The sequence below is a fragment of the Bacillota bacterium genome (assembly GCA_030019365.1).
Classification (GTDB): Bacteria; Bacillota; Sulfobacillia; order JACIYH01; family JACIYH01; genus JACIYH01.
This window is the reverse complement of sequence record JASEFA010000012.1, coordinates 1-15,747: the sequence shown is the minus strand read 5'-3', so window position 1 is coordinate 15,747 and position 15,747 is coordinate 1. Positions and strand designations below refer to the sequence as shown.

The following is a 15,747-nucleotide window of genomic DNA, read 5'->3' as shown; positions in this document are numbered from 1 at the left end:
GATGGAGGGGCTGCGCTTGCTGCGCACCGAGCACCTGCCTCACATCTGGTGTGCCGGCTGCGGCCACGGCATCGTCCTGGGAGCCGTGGTGCGGGCCATGCTGCGGGCGGGGGTGGATCCGGACCGCACGGTGGTGGTGTCCGGGATCGGGTGCTCGTCCCGCGCCGTGGGGTACCTCAATATGGATACCCTGCACACCACCCATGGCAGGGCGCTGGCCTTCGCCACCGGCATCAAGCTGGCCCGGCCCGACCTGCGGGTGGTGGTGCTGGCCGGGGACGGTGACCTGGCCGCCATCGGTGGGAACCACCTCATCCACGCCGCCCGGAGGAACATGGGCATCACCTGCGTGTGCTTCAACAACGGGATCTACGGGATGACCAGCGGGCAGTACTCCCCCCTTACCCCGGCGGGGTTCCGGACCGCCACGGCGCCGCACGGGCACCTGGAGCGGGATTTCGACCTCTGCCGGCTGGTGCAGGCGGCGGGGGCGACCTACGTGGCCCGCAGCACGACCTACCACGTGCACCAGACCATCGAGTACGTGACGCGGGCTCTCGGGCACGACGGTTTCTCCTTCGTGGAGGTGCTCTCCCAGTGCCCCACCTACTTCGGACGGCGCAACCGTATGGCCGACCCGGTGCGCATGCTGGAGTGGTTCAGGGAGAGGGCGGTGACGGTGACGCAGGCCGGGCGCATGAAGCCCGAGGAGCTGGCGGGCAGGGTACTGATCGGCGAGCTTCACCGTACGGAGGACGTGCCCGAGTACACCCGGTCTTACCGGGAGCTGATCGCTCGCTTGAGCGGGGAAGGTGACCGCCATGAGCGGTGAGAGGTGGGAGGCTCGCCTGGCCGGCGCGGGCGGGCAGGGGCTCATCACGGCTGCCATCATCCTGGCCGAAGCGGCGGTCCTGGCCGGGCGCAACGCGGCGCAGACCCAATCGTACGGCCCCGAGTCCCGGGGAGGAGCGTCGCGGGCGGAAGTGGTGATTTGCGACGGTGAGATCGACTACCCCAAGGTGACCCACCCGGACGTCCTCCTGGTCATGACCCAGGAGGCGTGCCGGCGGTACCTGGGGTCGTTGAGGGAAGGTGGGCTGCTGGTGGCCGACAGGGACCTGGTCGACGACATCTCCCCGGGGCCCTACCGGGCGGTCCGGGTGCCCATCACCCGGGTCGCGCGGGAACAGCTGGGCCGGGAGATAGTCGCCAACATCGTGGCCCTGGGGGTGCTGGTGGCCCTCACGGGGGTGGTACCGGAGGAGATATTGGAGAAGGCAGTGCTGGGGCGGGTTCCCCGGGGAACGGAGGAACTCAACCGGCGGGCCCTGCAGGCCGGACTGGCGGCAGGGAGGAGCGCCGCAGCGATCAATGGGACGGGGTAGAGGAGGGGAATCGAATGGTACAGGAGACGCTCAATCCGTACCACATAGTGCAAAGACAGATCAGGGAAGCGGTGGATGCCCTGGGGGTGGAGCCGGCTGCCTACGAGATCCTCAAGCAACCCATGCGGTTCCTGGAGGTTTCCATTCCCGTGCGCATGGACGACGGCACCCTGAAGGTATTCACGGGTTACCGGTCCCAGCACAACGATGCCCTGGGTCCCACCAAGGGGGGTATCCGCTACCACCCCGGCGTTCACGCCGACGAGGCCAGGGCTCTTTCCATGTGGATGACCTTCAAGTGCTCCCTGCTGGGGCTGCCGTACGGAGGGGGCAAGGGCGCCATCGCGTGCAACCCCAAGGAGATGTCGAAGGGCGAGCTGGAGCGCCTCAGCAGGGGATTCATCCGGGCCATCGCCCAGATCGTGGGGCCGGAGAAGGACATCCCCGCCCCCGACGTGTACACCAACCCCCAGATCATGGCCTGGATGGTGGACGAGTTCAGCCAGTTGCGGGGGTACAATAACTTCGGTCTCATGACCGGCAAACCCCTCATCATCGGGGGTTCGCTGGGTCGGAGCGAGGCCACCGGGCGCGGGTGCGTGATCGTGGCCCTGGAGGCCGCCCGCATGCTGGGCATCCCCGCCCAGGGGGCACGGGTGGTGGTACAGGGATTCGGTAACGCCGGCAGCGTGGCCGCCCGTCTCATGCACGAGGCCGGTGCGAAGGTGATCGCGGTCAACGACTCCAAGGGCGGAGCTTACAGCCCCGACGGGCTCGATCCGGTGGCGGTGAGCGAGTATAAGGCCCGCACGGGCACGGTGAAGGGCGCTCCCAGGACCCGGGACATCTCCAACGCCGACCTGCTGGCTCTGGACTGCGACATCCTGATCCCGGCCGCGCTGGAGAACCAGATCACCAGCCAGAACGCGGGTCAGATCAAGGCCAGGATCGTGTCCGAGGCGGCCAACGGCCCCACCACTCCGGAGGGGGACGAGATCCTGGCCGGCCGCGGCATCCTGGTCATCCCCGACATCCTGGCCTCCGCGGGCGGGGTGACCGTGTCTTACTTCGAGTGGGTGCAGAACCTGCAGAACTTCTACTGGACCGAGGAAGAAGTCAACGCCCGCCTGGAGCAGATGATGAAGCGCTCCTTTGGCGCCGTGTACCGGATGCACGGGGATAAGAAGGTGCCCATGCGCCAGGCCGCCTTCATGGTGGCGGTGGACCGCGTGGTGCAGGCCATGCGGGTGCGGGGCTGGCTGGGCTAGCAGAGGCTGGGGTGAGTGCGACAGGCCCGTGCGGGGGGTCTCCGAAGGGCCTGTGCGGGGGGCCTGGGAGGCATAGGCCCCCCTTTTCCCATGGTGGCGCGGCGCGGCCGCGTCGCTGCCCAGCGCGGTGTGGCGCGGCGGCCGTGGTACGCCGCCCCGGCCGTGGTGCTCCGCCCCGGCCCCCGGGGGAGGGGGCCGGGCAGGAAATGGTACGGGAAGGGCAGAAATGCACTGGGTAAGCCGGCACCGGACGCGCTCGGCGGCCCGGCCGGCTTGGGCGGGAAGGTGAGGGATATGGCCGAGGGAACGGGTAAGGCGGAGACGGCGGCCCCGGGCGCCGAACTGGCGGCGGCCCGCCAGCGGTGGGAAGAGCAGGTGCTGGCTAGGGTGCTGAAGCGCTTCCCGGAGCGGCAGCCCTCCTTTACCACCATATCGGGTCTGCCCCTGGAGCGGGTGTACACGCCCGAGCACACCGGCGGCCTGGACTACCTGGGGGATGTGGGCTTCCCCGGGCAGTATCCCTTCACCCGGGGAGTGCAGCCTACCATGTACCGGGGACGGTACTGGACCATGCGCCAGTACGCGGGGTACGGCTCGGCGGAGGAGACCAACCGGCGCTTCTGCTACCTGCTGGAGCAGGGGCAGACGGGGCTGTCGGTAGCCTTCGACCTGCCCACCCAGGTCGGATACGACTCCGACCACCCCCTGGCGGAAGGGGAAGTGGGGCGGGTGGGGGTGGCCATCGATTCGGTGGAGGACATGGATGCCCTGTTCGCCGGCATCCCCCTGGGCCGGGTTTCCACCTCCATGACCATCAACGCCCCCACGGCGGTGCTGCTGGCTATGTACCAGGTGGTGGGGGAGGAGCAGGGGGTGGAACCGGCCCGCCTGCAGGGCACCGTGCAGAACGATATCCTCAAGGAGTATGTGGCCCGCGGCACCTACATATTCCCGCCCGGACCCTCCCTGCGGCTGGTGACGGACGTGATCGAGTATTGCAGCCGGCACCTGCCCGACTGGAACTCCATCTCAATCTCGGGATACCACATGCGGGAAGCGGGCTGCACGGCGGTGCAGGAGGTGGCCTTCACCCTGGCCGACGCCATCTGCTACGTGGAGGCGGCCAGAGAGCGGGGCCTGGCAGTGGACTCCTTCGCGCCCAGGCTCTCCTTCTTCTTCAACTGCCACATCGACTTCCTGGAGGAGGTGGCCAAGTTCCGCGCCGCCCGCCGCCTGTGGGCCCGTATCATGAAGGAACGCTTCGGGGCAAAGGACCCGCGTTCCCTCATGCTCCGTTTCCACACCCAGACCGCCGGGTGCTCCCTCACCGCCCAGCAGCCCGAAAACAATGTGGTGCGGGTGGGCCTGCAGGCCCTGGCCGCCGTACTGGGGGGTACCCAGTCCCTGCACACCAACTCCATGGACGAGGCCCTGGCCCTGCCCTCGGAGAAGGCGGTGCGTACCGCCCTGCGCACGCAGCAGATCATCGCCTATGAAAGCGGGGTGGCCTCCACGGTCGATCCCCTGGCGGGTAGCTACTGCATCGAGAGCCTGACCAGCCGCATCGAGGAGGAAGCCGCGGACTACATCCGCAGGATCGATGAGATGGGCGGGGCGGTGAGGGCCATCGAGATGGGCTTCGTCCAGAAGGAGATTCACGAGGCCGCCTATCGCTACCAGATGGAAGTCGAACGCAAGGAACGCATCGTGGTGGGAGTGAACGCCTTCCAGGAAGAGGAGGAGCCGCCCGCCGGCCTGCTGGAGGTGGACCCGGTCGTGGCCGAGAGGCAGCGCGCCAGGCTCGAGCGCCTGCGGGCCCACCGGGATCATGACGCCTGTCGGCGCGCCCTGGATGAGCTGGAGCGGGCGGCGCGGGGGACGGCCAACCTGGTGCCGCCGGTGCTGGAGGCGGTGCGGGTGCGCTGCACCCTGGGCGAGGTATGCGACACCCTGCGCCGGGTTTTTGGGGAGTACCGCGCTCCCGGCGAGATCTGACGGGCGGGGCCCGGTCTCCGCGCCACCGGGGCTGTAGCCGGGCGGACAGAGGCTTGGGGAGGGATGATCGGTGCGACCCGTTCGGGTGTTGATCGCCAAACCGGGACTGGACGGGCACGACCGGGGGGCCAAGGTGGTGGCCCGGGCCCTGCGGGATGCCGGTATGGAGGTCATATACACCGGCATCCGCCAGACACCCGCCCAGATCGCGGCCACCGCCCTGCAGGAGGATGTGGACGTGGTGGGCCTGAGCTCCCTTTCCGGCGCTCACCGCACCCTGTTCCCGCGGGTGGTGGAGTGCCTGCGGGAAAGGGGGTTGGAGGACGTACTGGTCGTCGGAGGGGGCATAGTCCCCGCCGGTGACGTGCCCGCCCTGAAGGCGGCCGGGGTGGCGGAGGTGTTCGGCCCCGGGACGTCCACCTCCGTTGTGGTAGAATACATCCGCAGCGAGCTGGAAAAGAGGAGGAAGGCCGGGTGAAGCTGCACCACGTCGGGATAGCGGTGCGGGACCTGGAGGAGGCCCTGGCGACGTATCGGGCCCTGGGGCTGGAGGCGGGCGGGCAGGAGGAAGTCCCCGGGCAGAGCGTCAGACTGGCCTTCCTGCCCGTGGGGGAGGCCCGCCTGGAGTTCCTGCAACCCCTGCGGGAGGATTCGGCCGTGGGGAAGTTCCTGGAGAGCAGGGGAGAGGGCATCCACCACGTCTGCCTGGAGGTGGACGACATCGAGGCGGCGCTGGCGCGGGCGCGGGAGGCGGGGATACGCCCGGTGGACGAGAAGCCCCGGGAGGGGGCCCACGGTGCCCGGGTGGCCTTCCTCCATCCCCGCAGCCTGCACGGCGTCCTCCTGGAGCTGTGGCAGGCCCCGGCCGGTGGAGCCGGAGGAGCGGGGTAGCGCGACCAGGAGGGGCAGGGAGAAGTGGGAGATGGCATGAACGAACAGTCAGAGATTACGATGGAACACAAGCTGGCGGAACTGGCCTCTCGCCTGGAGAAGGTGCAGGCCGGGGGCGGGCCCGGGCGCATCGAGAAGCAGCACCGCGCCGGCAAGCTGACGGCGCGGGAAAGGCTCGACCTCCTGTTTGACCCCGGGACTTTCACGGAGCTAGATCCCTTCGTGCGCCACCGCTGCACTGAGTTCGGTATGCCGGAAGTGGAGGCCCCCGGCGAGGGGGTGGTGACGGGTTACGGCCGGGTGGACGGCCGCATCGTCTACGCCTTCTCCCAGGACTTCACCGTCATCGGCGGCAGCCTGGGGGAGATGCACGCCCGCAAGATCACCAAGGTCATGGACACGGCCCTGCGGGCGGGCGCCCCCTTCGTGGGCCTCAACGATTCGGGAGGGGCGCGCATCCAGGAAGGGGTGGATGCCCTCAACGGGTACGGGGAGATATTCTTCCGCAATACCGTCTCGTCGGGGGTGGTACCCCAGATCTCGGTGATCATGGGCCCCTGCGCCGGGGGTGCCGTCTACTCGCCCGCCCTCACCGATTTCGTCTTCATGGTGCAGGGCACCAGCCAGATGTTCATCACCGGGCCCCAGGTCATCAAGGCCGTCACCGGGGAAGAGGTGAGCATGGAGGAGCTCGGGGGAGCCGCCACCCATAGCACGGTGAGCGGGGTGGCCCACTTTTTCGCCGAAGACGACCCCCAGTGCCTGCAGATGGTGCGGCGCCTGCTCTCGTTCCTGCCCTCCAACAACATGGAAGATCCCCCAGTGGTGCTGACGGGAGATCCGGTGGAAAGGGAGGAACCCGGCCTGCGCGGGGTGGTCCCCACCGATCCCAACCGGCCCTACGACGTCCACGATGTCATCCTGTCCCTGCTGGATGGGGGCGACTTCCTGGAAGTGCACGCCCGCTATGCGGCGAACATCGCGGTGGGTTTCGGACGCATAGGGGGCCGGGTGGTGGGGGTGGTGGCCAACCAGCCCCGCGTTCTGGCGGGGTGCCTGGACATCAACGCCTCCGACAAGGCCGCCCGCTTCGTGCGCTTCTGCGACGCCTTCAACATCCCCCTCCTCACCCTGGTGGATACCCCGGGGTATCTGCCCGGGACCGCCCAGGAGTATGGGGGCATCATCAGGCATGGGGCCAAGCTGCTGTATGCTTACTCGGAGGCCACAGTCCCCAAGATCACGGTAATCCTGCGCAAGGCGTATGGCGGGGCTTACCTGGCCATGTGCGCCCGCGCCCTGGGGTGCGACCAGGCCCTGGCCTGGCCCACCGCCGAGATCGCGGTAATGGGTCCCGAGGGAGCAGCCAACATTATCTTTCGGGATGAGATCTCGCGGGCGGAGGATCCCGCCCGGCTGCGCCAGGAGAAGATCGCAGAATACCGGGAGCGGTTTGCCAACCCCTATGTGGCGGCCGCCCGGGGTTATGTGGATGTGGTGGTCGACCCCGCCCGCACGCGTGAGCACGTGGCCCGGGCCCTGGAGGCCCTGAGCCAGAAACGGGAGTCGCGGCCGGCCAAGAAACACGGCAACATTCCCGTGTAGCGGAAGGTGGATGCTTTGGCACAGGTAGCCGATGCCCCCGAGGTTCGTCTGCGCAGCGCCCGGGAGCCGGTGCCGGGGAAGATCGTGGCCGCCATAGCGGCGGCCCTGGCGGGGTTCCTGGAGGCGGAGGCCCTGAGCGGCCGTGCCTTCCGCATCGTGGACGTGAGGCGATATGGTGCCTCTGAGGCCGTGCCTCCGCTCGCGCCGGTGGCGCCCTGGGGTCTGGCGGGCCGGCTGGACCTGATGGCAGGTCGCGCGAGCACGTACGGTCGCAGAGGAGCAGGATGCAGGTAAGGAGCGTGGGCCCGAGGTGCGCAAATTCCGGGTGGTGGTGAACGGAGAGGCTTTCGAGGTGGAGGTGGAAGAGATCTCGCCGCCCCGGGCGGCAGGCGCGCCGGGGGTGGCAGGGGCAGCGGCGGCGCCGGGGACGGTGGGGACGGCAGGCGCGGCAGGAGCACCCCGGCCGGGCGCCCAGGCTGGTGTCGTGGTCGGGCCTCCGCCGGCACCTTCGGTCTCCGCGACGCCGGGTCCGGCAGCGCGGCCGGGGGCGGCAGCGGCGGCTCCCGCCCGCGCGGCGGCCAGACCGGCAGCGGGGGTGGGGCGCGAGGCCCTGGCCGAAGGGGAGGCGGTGCGCGCCCCCCTGCCCGGGGTGATCGCGGACGTGAAGGTGGCGGTCGGGCAGGATGTGACGGCGGGAGAAGTGCTGCTGGTGCTGGAGGCCATGAAGATGGAGAACGAGGTCCTGGCTCCGGTGGCCGGGACCGTCCGGCAGGTGCTGGTGGACAGGGGCGCACCGGTGAACGCAGGCGATCCCCTGGTGGTGATCGCCCGCGGCTAAGGAGAGACCGCTCGCGGCCGGACGCAGGCCGGCCGGGCGTCCGGGGCGGTGGCGGCGGCCGCGGGGTTATCCGCGGTGTGATGGGGGGAGGATCATGCGGGCCCTGAATTTCTACTCCAGCGTGTACCATGCCAACCTGCTCACCCGGGAGAAGTGCTGCACCATCAGGCTGGGAGATAAGAGAGGCAAGTACCAGGAGGGCGATCTGGTCTGGGTGACATATGGAAACCGGTTCCAACCCCGCAAGAAGGTGTTCCTGGCCGTGATCGATCGGGTGGCGGTGAAACCCATCTCCGCCCTCAGGGCCGAAGACCTGCGCGGGGAGAGCCCGGACATGAAGTCCCCGGAGGACGCCCTGGCCTTCCTGAAGAGCATTTATGGACGCGACATCTCCCCGGATGAGACCGTATCCGTCATCCACTTCTCCGAAGTCACCGACTGAGCCGGGCGTCCCGGTTCCCGAGGGCCGGCGGCGGGAAGCAGGTGCCCAGGGTGACGCGGCCGGGCGCCGTGCCTGGCTGCGGCAATCGGTGCTGGAGCGGCGTCTGGCCCTCCCCGCCGCCCTGATCGCCGGGCTCAGCGAGCGGGTTAGGACTCACCTGGTCTCTCACCCTGTGTGGCGGGCGAGCCGGGTGGTGCTCGGGTACGCATCGTTCCGTAACGAGGTGGACACCTTTCCCCTCCTGGCCGTGATCCTGGCCGAAGGCAAGGAGCTGGTTCTGCCCCGGGTGGACAGGGGGCGCAGGTCCCTGGACCTGCTGCGGGTGAGGGACCTCCGGGTCGACCTGGGGCCCGGCTACCAGGGGATCCCCGAGCCCAATCCTCTCCGCTGCCCGCCCGCTGACCCCCGTGTCATCGATCTCGTGCTGGTGCCCGGCGTGGTGTTCGACCGGCGGGGGTTCCGGCTGGGGTACGGGGGAGGCTACTACGACCGGCTGCTCGAGTCCCTGCCCCGGGCGGTGCGGGTGGGACTGGGCTTCTCCCTGCAGGTGGTGGACGAGCTGCCCGTTCTGTCCCACGACCTCCCGGTGGATATCCTGGTCACGGAAGAAGGCACCCTGGAGTTGGGCAGGCCAGTCGAGCGGGCTCCGGGGAATGAGAACTGAGAGGCGGTGGTGAGCGGCGTGCAGCTTGAGGTGCAGACCCACGCCCGGGCGGAGATGGTGGACATCACCGCCCTGGTGGACGAGATCGTGCGCGGCGCCCGCGTGGCCGACGGGGCGTGTATGGTGTTCTGCCCCCACACCACAGCGGGCGTCCTGGTCACCGAGAACACCGACCCGGCCGTCCTCTCCGACATCCTGAACCAGCTGGACCGCCTGGTCCCGGTGACGGGCCCCTACCAGCACCGGGAAGGCAACGCTCACGCCCACATCAAGGCCGCCCTGGTGGGTTGCGGTGTCACCGTGCCCGTGTCGGGGGGGTGCCTCGCCCTGGGCACCTGGCAGGGCATCTTCCTGGCCGAGTTCGACGGGCCGCGCCGCCGTCGCCTGCGGGTTGAGATGCTCCCCCTCGTCGGTCCGGCAGCAACCCGATGAGGCGCCGCGGAGGGGCGTGGACGCGATCATTCTCGAACTTCGGGCGGGAGCTGGGGTCGCTGGGTTGCGGAAGGTTCGCAATTCCGGATTAAGCAGGAATTTCCGCGCGGCTGTCGAAGCCACCTTATGATCTCCTGGGATCCCGTTATACAGGATCCTGGGTCGCCATAGGGGGGTCATTGTGGCTGGCCGTTTCGTGCTTCGTCGTAGCCCCAGGCTGGAAGACTGCGTCACCATGGCGGTGCGCGAGGCCATCCTGACGGGCCGCGTCAAGCCCGGGGAGCGACTCTCGCAGGCCGATCTCAGTTCCGAGCTGGGCGTGAGCAGGATGCCGGTGCGGCATGCGCTCAGGCAGTTGCAGACCGAGGGACTGGTGGAGATGGACGAACGCGGGACCGCGGTCGTGCGGCCCCTCTCGGGGGAGGACATTGTGGAGTCGTACTACCTCCGGGCCCTGCTGGAGTCCAAGGCCGTGGCTCTGTCCGTGCCGTCGCTATCGGATGAGGATCTGGAGGACCTGGCCGAGTATCACCGCTCCATGGAGGAAGCGGCGCAGGACAAGGACACTACCACCTTTCTCACCGCCAACCGGGAGTTCCACGCCTGCTTGCGTTCGCGGTGTCCGTGGCGTCGCCTGCTGCGCCTGGTGGACATCCTGTGGGATGGCATGCCGCCCGTGGCGGTGGCAGTGGTCCCCAACTGGACTCTCCACAGTCAGAAGTGCCACCAGGATATCCTGCAGGCGGCCCGGGCGGGAGACGGAAAGAGAACGGGGCGGCTCATGTACCGGCACATCCGCTCCTCAGGGGAAGCGGTCGGGCGGTTGCTCGGGGAAGCCGGGGTGCTGGATTTCCCGGCGCTGATGCAGGTGGCGGCGAGCAGGCTCGGGTCTGACTGAAGGCGGGGGGATGCGCCAGGGCCGGGTCGCCTGGGCGGAAGGAGATGGGAAAGGGGGGGGTGAGGCCGGGATACAGATGGCTGTTTGAAGCGGGAGTGGAGGCGAGGAGACCAAAACTGAAGGAGGGTCTGCCATGAGGCCATGCAGGGCTGTCGCGGTGCTGGCCACGGTGCTCGTGGTGCTGGTAGCGGCGGCAGGATGCAGCAAGGGAGCCCAGGAGGCGCAGCCACAGAAGGTCGTCATCGGCATGCCGCTGTCGTTTACCGGGTCTACCGCCAAGGAAGGCCAGATGTGCAAAGAGGGAGTGGAGCTCTGGAAGGATTACGTCAACGACCGCGGTGGCATCAACATCGGTGGCAAGAAGTACCTGGTGGAAATCAAGTACTATGACGACGAGTCCAAGCCGGAAACCAGTGCCCGCCTGACCGAGAAGCTGATCACCGAAGACAATATCAAGCTTTTGTTCGCACCTTACGGGAGCCCGGCGGGGTTTGCGGCCAGCACCGTGGCCGAGAAGTACAAGGTGCCCATGATCATGGGCGCCGGCGGGGCCACCAACATCTTCACCCGGGGATACAAGTACATCTTTGGCGTGTACGCGGCGTCCTCCGACTACTTCAAGGCCACCGTCGATCTGCTCGTGACCATGGAGCCCAGGCCGAAGACGGTGGCCATACTCACCAAGAACGACGTCTTCAGCCTGGAGGCGGCGGAGGGGGCAAAGAAGTTCTGCCAGGACAAGGGGCTGCAGATCGTCTACTACGATGTTTTTCCCGTAGGGACCAAAGACCTCACCCCTCAGATCACGGCCATCAAGCAGAAGAACCCGGACGTGTTCCTGGGGTCGAGCCACCTGGCCGAGAGCATCATCATGATGCGCAACTGCAAGGAGCTTGACTTCTGCCCCCAGATGATCGCCATGACCGTGGGACCCCCGGTGCCCGATTTCGCCAAGACCCTGGGAAAGGACGCCGAGTACGTGCTGGGATGCGCCATGTGGGTGCCCACTGCCCGGTACAAGGACCCCGTGTTCGGGGATACGCAAACCTACGTGAAGCTGTTCAAGGAGAAATGGGGGCACGACCCCTCCTATCACGCCGCCGGGACCACTACCGCGGCAGAGCTGCTGCAGATGGGGCTGGAGAAAGCGGGGAGCACGGACCCCGAGAAGGTGCGCGAGGCCCTCAGCCAGCTGGGTGAAGTGGAGCTCCTCTGGGGCAGGTTCCGCCACGCCCCCAACGGCATGGTGGAGGGGAAGGAAGTGGCCACCATCCAGATCCTCAACGGCCAGCCGGTTCCCGTGTGGCCGAAGGACGTGGCGGCGGAGACGTTCAAGTATCCTCTTCCACCCTGGTCCCAGCGGTAACACGGGCCGAGGGGGGTGGGTAACACCCACCCCCCTCCCCGGGGGGTGAGTTCATTGTTTGCCCTGCAGGTCGTGATCAACGGGGTTCTGCTGGGCGGCATTTACGGCCTGAGCGCGCTGGCCTTCTCCCTGATCTGGGGCGTCATGAACATCATCAACCTGGCCCATGGCGTCCTCATCCTGATGGGATCGTATGTGGCCTGGGAGCTGTGGAGCCGGCTGGGGATCGATCCCTTTCTCAGCGTCCCGCTCAATCTGGGGCTGTTCTTCTTGATCGGTTATGTCCTCCAGCGCCGTCTCATCAACCTGGTCATCCGGGCGCCGGTGTTCATGACTCTTCTCCTGACCTTCGGAATCGAGTACTGCCTGATCAACATCGCGCACCTGATCTGGCATGCCGACTACCGCATGATAAGCCCGGAGTATGCAGGGATGGGGGTAAGGCTGGAGGGCCTCACCGTTCCCTACGTCAGGCTCGGTGCTCTGGCCATGGTGGTGGCGCTGTCGGTGGGGCTCGCCCTGTTCATGTCCCGTACCCGCCTGGGCCGTGCCATCCGGGCTACGGCCATGGATCTGGACGCGGCCCGGTTGATGGGCGTGCGCCCGGCCGTCGTGTACGCGGTGACCATGGGGTTGGGGGCGGCTCTGGCGGGGACGGCCGGTTCCCTGTACAGCGTCAGCTATCCCTTCACCCCCGACATGGGCGGATTGCTGACTCTAAAGTCGTTCGTGGTCACCGTGCTCGGCGGCCTGGGCAACATGTACGGACCGCTGCTGGGCGGCCTGGTGTTGGGGCTGGTGGAGTCGGCCAGCGCGGTGGCCCTGGGGGCGGGGTGGGTCAACGCGGTGAGCTTCGGCCTGCTGGTGGCGGTACTGCTGGTCCGGCCCACCACCGGGTTGTTCGGCCGCAAGGGGTGGTAACGGTGACGCGCACTCGGGGTGCGTACGTGTTGGTGGCCGCCGGGGCGGGGGCCCTGATCCTTCCCCTCTTCATGCGGGGCTTCACCCTCCGCTTCGCGACCGACCTTTACATGTATGCCTGTTTGGCCTGCGGATGGAATCTCATCGGCGGCCTGTGCGGGTACGGAGCATTCGGGAACGTGGCCTTCCTGGGCCTGGGCGCCTACACTACGGCCGTCCTCATGAGCAGGGCCGCGCTGCCGGTCCTCCTGACCCTGCCGGTGGCGGGCGCGGTGGCAGCCGCCTTCGCGGCCCTTTTCGGCTACCCCGTGCTCCGGCTGAAGGGCCACTACTTCGCCATTGCCACGCTGGGTCTGGCCGAGGTGACCCGCGAGGTGGTGGCCAACCTCAGGTTCCTGGGGGGAGGGCAGGGGATCTCTCTCCCCCTTGGTGGCGAAGGCCCGGCCTTCTTCTACTACCTGATGCTGGGTCTGCTTTCCGTGTCGGTCGCGCTCACGTATGGGGTGCTCAGGAGCAGGGTGGGGTATGCCTTTGTCGCCATCCGCGAGGATGAGATGGCAGCCGAGGCCGCGGGGGTGAACACGGCCGCATACAAGGTGCTGGCCTTCTCGCTGAGTGCCTTCTTGTGCGGAATGGCGGGCGGCGCCTATGCGTACTGGATGAGTTACATCGAGCCGCCCATGGTCTTCGACGTGGCCTTCTCGGTCACCATGCTGGTGATGCCCATGATCGGCGGAGCAGGTACCCTCTGGGGTCCCGTTCTAGGAGCTTTCATCCTGCGGTCCCTGACCCAGGTGCTCTGGGGGGAATTCCTGACGCTACACCTGCTTCTGCTCGGCCTGGTGATGATCGGCGTGGTCCTGTTCCTGCCGCGCGGGCTCATGCAATACCTGACGGGCGAACGGAGGCTTTCGTGGGCAGCGGTGATGGAGAACATCAGCGTTCATCGCGTCTAGCTGCTCGGGCGCGGTCAGAGGGGGGAATCCGGTGGCGGCAGACCAGGGGCGGGTTATGTTGCAGGCCGAACGCGTGAGCAAGAGGTTCGGGGGCCTGCTGGCGCTGTATGATGTCAGCTTCGGCCTGTACGAAGGCGAGATCCTGGGGCTGATCGGGCCCAACGGTGCCGGCAAGACGACGATGATCAACGTGATCACCGGTACCGAGAAGATCACGTCGGGGCAGGTCCTCCTCGACGGTCGGGCGCTGAATGGCCTCAGCCCCCATGCCATCGCCCACCTGGGGGTGGCCCGCACTTTCCAGATCGTGAAGGTGTTCAGGGAGTTGACCCTGCTGGACAACGTGCTCATAGGCGGGCTGTTCGGGCCGGCGTCCTCCCGGCCCCTGCCGGCCGCCCGCAGGCGGGCTCAGGAGGTCCTGGACTTCGTGGGCCTGGGTGACAGGGCGAATCGACGGGCGCGGGAAGTTACCCTGCTCGACCAGAAAAAGCTGCAGCTGGCGCGGGCTCTGGCCATGGAGCCGCGCATGCTGTTGCTGGACGAGGTGATGGCTGGCCTCAACCCGCAGGAGCTGCTGGAAGCTGTGGAGATGGTGCGGCACATCAACCGGATGGGCATCACCCTGCTGGTGATCGAGCACATCATGCAGGTGGTGATGGGCCTCTGCCAGCGGGTACTGGTCCTGCACCACGGGCAGCTGATCGCCGAGGGATCTCCCGGTGAGATCGTGCAGAACGAGGCCGTCATCTCGGCGTATTTCGGCGAGCGGTACGCGCGCCGGCTGGCGGGAATGTGAGGGGGTGGCGGGCCGTGCTTCTCTCGGTCCTGGGCCTGGACGTGGCATACGGGGCAAGCCAGGTGCTCTGGAGCGTTGACCTGGATGTGGCGGAGGGAGAGGTGGTGGCCCTCATAGGTTCCAACGGGGCGGGCAAGACCACTCTCCTCTCGACAGTCGCCGGTCTGCTTTCCCCCCTGTCGGGCCGGGTGACCTTCGCCGGCCAGGACATCACGGGAAGGCCGGCCGAGGAGATTGCCGGCCTTGGGATTTCCCTCGTCCCCCAGGGGAGGCGCCTGTTCGCTGCTCTCACCGTGCGGGAGAACCTGCTCATGGGGTCCTACCTGCGGCGGGAGCCGGCGGGTGTGACGGCAGATCTGGAACGGGTGTATGAGCTGTTCCCCCGCCTGAAGGAGCGCGAAAACCAGCTGGCCGGCACGCTGAGCGGTGGGGAACAGCAGATGTGCGCTCTCGCCCGCGGTCTCATGGCCCATCCCCGCCTGCTCCTGATCGACGAGATGTCCCTGGGTCTGGCTCCCCTCCTGGTCGAGCATCTCCTCAGCACCATCAAAGACATCCGCGATGCCGGCATAACGGTGCTCCTGGTGGAGCAGGACGTTTACGGCGCCCTGGAAAACGCCGACCGGGCCTACGTGCTGGAAAGCGGCCGCATCGTGCTGTCCGGGGGTGCGCGGGAGCTCCTCAACGATCCCCGCGTGCGCTCGGCATACCTGGGCATGTGACGGATCGTCACCGGCCTTGACGGGGGGTAGCTGACATGCCATATCATCGCATCCTGGTGGTGGGAGCGGGACTGGCCGGGCTGCGGGCGGCCATCGAGGCGGCCGGTGAGGACGTGGCGGTGCTGACGCGGGTGCACCCGGTGCGCTCGCACTCGGTGGCGGCCCAGGGCGGCATCAACGCTGCCCTGGGGAACCATCCCGAGGGCCGGGACGACAATCCGGACAAGCACGCCTTTGACACCATAAAGGGCGCGGACTATCTGGCCGATCAGGATGCCGTTGAGTTGCTCACCACCCTCGGTCCCCTGCGCATCTACGAGGTGGAAAACTGGGGCTGCCCCTTTTCGCGGACCCCGGAGGGCAAGATCGCCCAGCGTCCCTTCGGCGGGGCCGGGTTTCCCAGGGGGTGCTTTGCGGCGGACCGTACCGGCCACGCCATGCTGCACACCCTGTACGAGCAGGCGGTGAAGCGCAATGTGCGGGTGTACGAAGAGTGGCTGATGCTCGATCTGATCGTGTCCGGGGGCCGCTGCCGGGGGGTGGTGGCCATGGACATGGTGTCGGGGCG

Annotated in this window: 19 protein-coding genes; all 19 read left to right on the top strand. The window is 67.8% G+C overall.

What is annotated here, in order from left to right:
• Position 1: 1 nt before the first annotated feature.
• Positions 2-832, top strand: coding sequence for a 2-oxoacid:ferredoxin oxidoreductase subunit beta (locus tag QME70_12660; GenBank protein ID MDI6895418.1), 831 nt, complete (start codon positions 2-4; stop codon positions 830-832).
• Positions 822-1,385 (top strand): 2-oxoacid:acceptor oxidoreductase family protein, encoded by a 564-nt coding sequence (locus QME70_12655; protein MDI6895417.1) that lies wholly within the window; start codon positions 822-824, stop codon positions 1,383-1,385. Before QME70_12660 ends, QME70_12655 begins: the two co-directional genes overlap by 11 nt.
• Before the next feature lie 14 nt (positions 1,386-1,399).
• Positions 1,400-2,653, top strand: coding sequence for a Glu/Leu/Phe/Val dehydrogenase (locus QME70_12650; GenBank protein ID MDI6895416.1), 1,254 nt, complete (start codon positions 1,400-1,402; stop codon positions 2,651-2,653).
• 294 nt (positions 2,654-2,947) lie between these two features.
• Positions 2,948-4,648, top strand: a complete 1,701-nt coding sequence (locus QME70_12645) for a methylmalonyl-CoA mutase family protein (GenBank protein ID MDI6895415.1) — start codon at positions 2,948-2,950, stop codon at positions 4,646-4,648.
• A gap of 70 nt (positions 4,649-4,718) precedes the next feature.
• Positions 4,719-5,126: a cobalamin B12-binding domain-containing protein gene (locus QME70_12640; protein ID MDI6895414.1), complete on the top strand. Its 408-nt coding sequence runs from the start codon at positions 4,719-4,721 to the stop codon at positions 5,124-5,126.
• On the top strand, positions 5,123-5,539 hold the full coding sequence (gene mce / locus QME70_12635; GenBank protein MDI6895413.1) for a methylmalonyl-CoA epimerase: 417 nt from the start codon (positions 5,123-5,125) through the stop codon (positions 5,537-5,539). Before QME70_12640 ends, mce begins: the two co-directional genes overlap by 4 nt.
• A 54-nt stretch (positions 5,540-5,593) precedes the next feature.
• Entirely contained in the window at positions 5,594-7,144 is a 1,551-nt protein-coding gene (locus tag QME70_12630; GenBank protein ID MDI6895412.1) for a carboxyl transferase domain-containing protein, read from the top strand.
• A 15-nt stretch (positions 7,145-7,159) separates the two neighbouring features.
• On the top strand, positions 7,160-7,438 hold the full coding sequence (locus QME70_12625) for a hypothetical protein (GenBank protein MDI6895411.1): 279 nt from the start codon (positions 7,160-7,162) through the stop codon (positions 7,436-7,438).
• Between the two features lie 16 nt (positions 7,439-7,454).
• The gene (locus tag QME70_12620; GenBank protein MDI6895410.1) at positions 7,455-7,982 is read left to right on the top strand and encodes a biotin/lipoyl-binding protein; all 528 of its coding nucleotides are present in this window, start codon (positions 7,455-7,457) and stop codon (positions 7,980-7,982) included.
• Positions 7,983-8,076: 94 nt separating this feature from the next.
• The gene (locus QME70_12615; GenBank protein MDI6895409.1) at positions 8,077-8,424 is read left to right on the top strand and encodes an RNA-binding protein; all 348 of its coding nucleotides are present in this window, start codon (positions 8,077-8,079) and stop codon (positions 8,422-8,424) included.
• Positions 8,381-9,088, top strand: a complete 708-nt coding sequence (locus QME70_12610; GenBank protein MDI6895408.1) for a 5-formyltetrahydrofolate cyclo-ligase — start codon at positions 8,381-8,383, stop codon at positions 9,086-9,088. Before QME70_12615 ends, QME70_12610 begins: the two co-directional genes overlap by 44 nt.
• A gap of 9 nt (positions 9,089-9,097) precedes the next feature.
• Positions 9,098-9,520 carry a secondary thiamine-phosphate synthase enzyme YjbQ gene (locus QME70_12605; GenBank protein ID MDI6895407.1) on the top strand — a complete coding sequence of 141 codons (423 nt, stop codon included), beginning with the start codon at positions 9,098-9,100 and terminating at the stop codon, positions 9,518-9,520.
• A gap of 181 nt (positions 9,521-9,701) precedes the next feature.
• Positions 9,702-10,418, top strand: a complete 717-nt coding sequence (locus tag QME70_12600) for a GntR family transcriptional regulator (GenBank protein MDI6895406.1) — start codon at positions 9,702-9,704, stop codon at positions 10,416-10,418.
• 133 nt (positions 10,419-10,551) lie between these two features.
• Positions 10,552-11,784 carry an amino acid ABC transporter substrate-binding protein gene (locus QME70_12595; protein MDI6895405.1) on the top strand — a complete coding sequence of 411 codons (1,233 nt, stop codon included), beginning with the start codon at positions 10,552-10,554 and terminating at the stop codon, positions 11,782-11,784.
• A 45-nt stretch (positions 11,785-11,829) separates the two neighbouring features.
• Positions 11,830-12,705, top strand: coding sequence for a branched-chain amino acid ABC transporter permease (locus tag QME70_12590; protein ID MDI6895404.1), 876 nt, complete (start codon positions 11,830-11,832; stop codon positions 12,703-12,705).
• 2 nt (positions 12,706-12,707) lie between these two features.
• Entirely contained in the window at positions 12,708-13,661 is a 954-nt protein-coding gene (locus tag QME70_12585) for a branched-chain amino acid ABC transporter permease (GenBank protein MDI6895403.1), read from the top strand.
• 55 nt (positions 13,662-13,716) lie between these two features.
• Positions 13,717-14,457, top strand: coding sequence for an ABC transporter ATP-binding protein (locus QME70_12580; GenBank protein MDI6895402.1), 741 nt, complete (start codon positions 13,717-13,719; stop codon positions 14,455-14,457).
• Between the two features lie 14 nt (positions 14,458-14,471).
• Positions 14,472-15,179 (top strand): ABC transporter ATP-binding protein, encoded by a 708-nt coding sequence (locus QME70_12575; GenBank protein MDI6895401.1) that lies wholly within the window; start codon positions 14,472-14,474, stop codon positions 15,177-15,179.
• A 35-nt stretch (positions 15,180-15,214) separates the two neighbouring features.
• Positions 15,215-15,747: FAD-binding protein (locus QME70_12570; GenBank protein MDI6895400.1), on the top strand; the 533-nt coding region annotated here is incomplete at its 3' end.

What these genes read in the sequence shown, in the direction of transcription:
- QME70_12650 (MDI6895416.1), top strand. Translation starts at nt 1,400, where the DNA reads ATGGTACAGGAGACGCTCAATCCGTACCACATAGTGCAAAGACAGATC.
- QME70_12645 (MDI6895415.1), top strand. Translation starts at nt 2,948, where the DNA reads ATGGCCGAGGGAACGGGTAAGGCGGAGACGGCGGCCCCGGGCGCCGAA.
- QME70_12655 (MDI6895417.1), top strand. Translation starts at nt 822, where the DNA reads ATGAGCGGTGAGAGGTGGGAGGCTCGCCTGGCCGGCGCGGGCGGGCAG.
- QME70_12615 (MDI6895409.1), top strand. Translation starts at nt 8,077, where the DNA reads ATGCGGGCCCTGAATTTCTACTCCAGCGTGTACCATGCCAACCTGCTC.
- QME70_12660 (MDI6895418.1), top strand. Translation starts at nt 2, where the DNA reads ATGGAGGGGCTGCGCTTGCTGCGCACCGAGCACCTGCCTCACATCTGG.
- QME70_12610 (MDI6895408.1), top strand. Translation starts at nt 8,381, where the DNA reads ATGAGACCGTATCCGTCATCCACTTCTCCGAAGTCACCGACTGAGCCG.
- QME70_12595 (MDI6895405.1), top strand. Translation starts at nt 10,552, where the DNA reads ATGAGGCCATGCAGGGCTGTCGCGGTGCTGGCCACGGTGCTCGTGGTG.
- QME70_12580 (MDI6895402.1), top strand. Translation starts at nt 13,717, where the DNA reads ATGTTGCAGGCCGAACGCGTGAGCAAGAGGTTCGGGGGCCTGCTGGCG.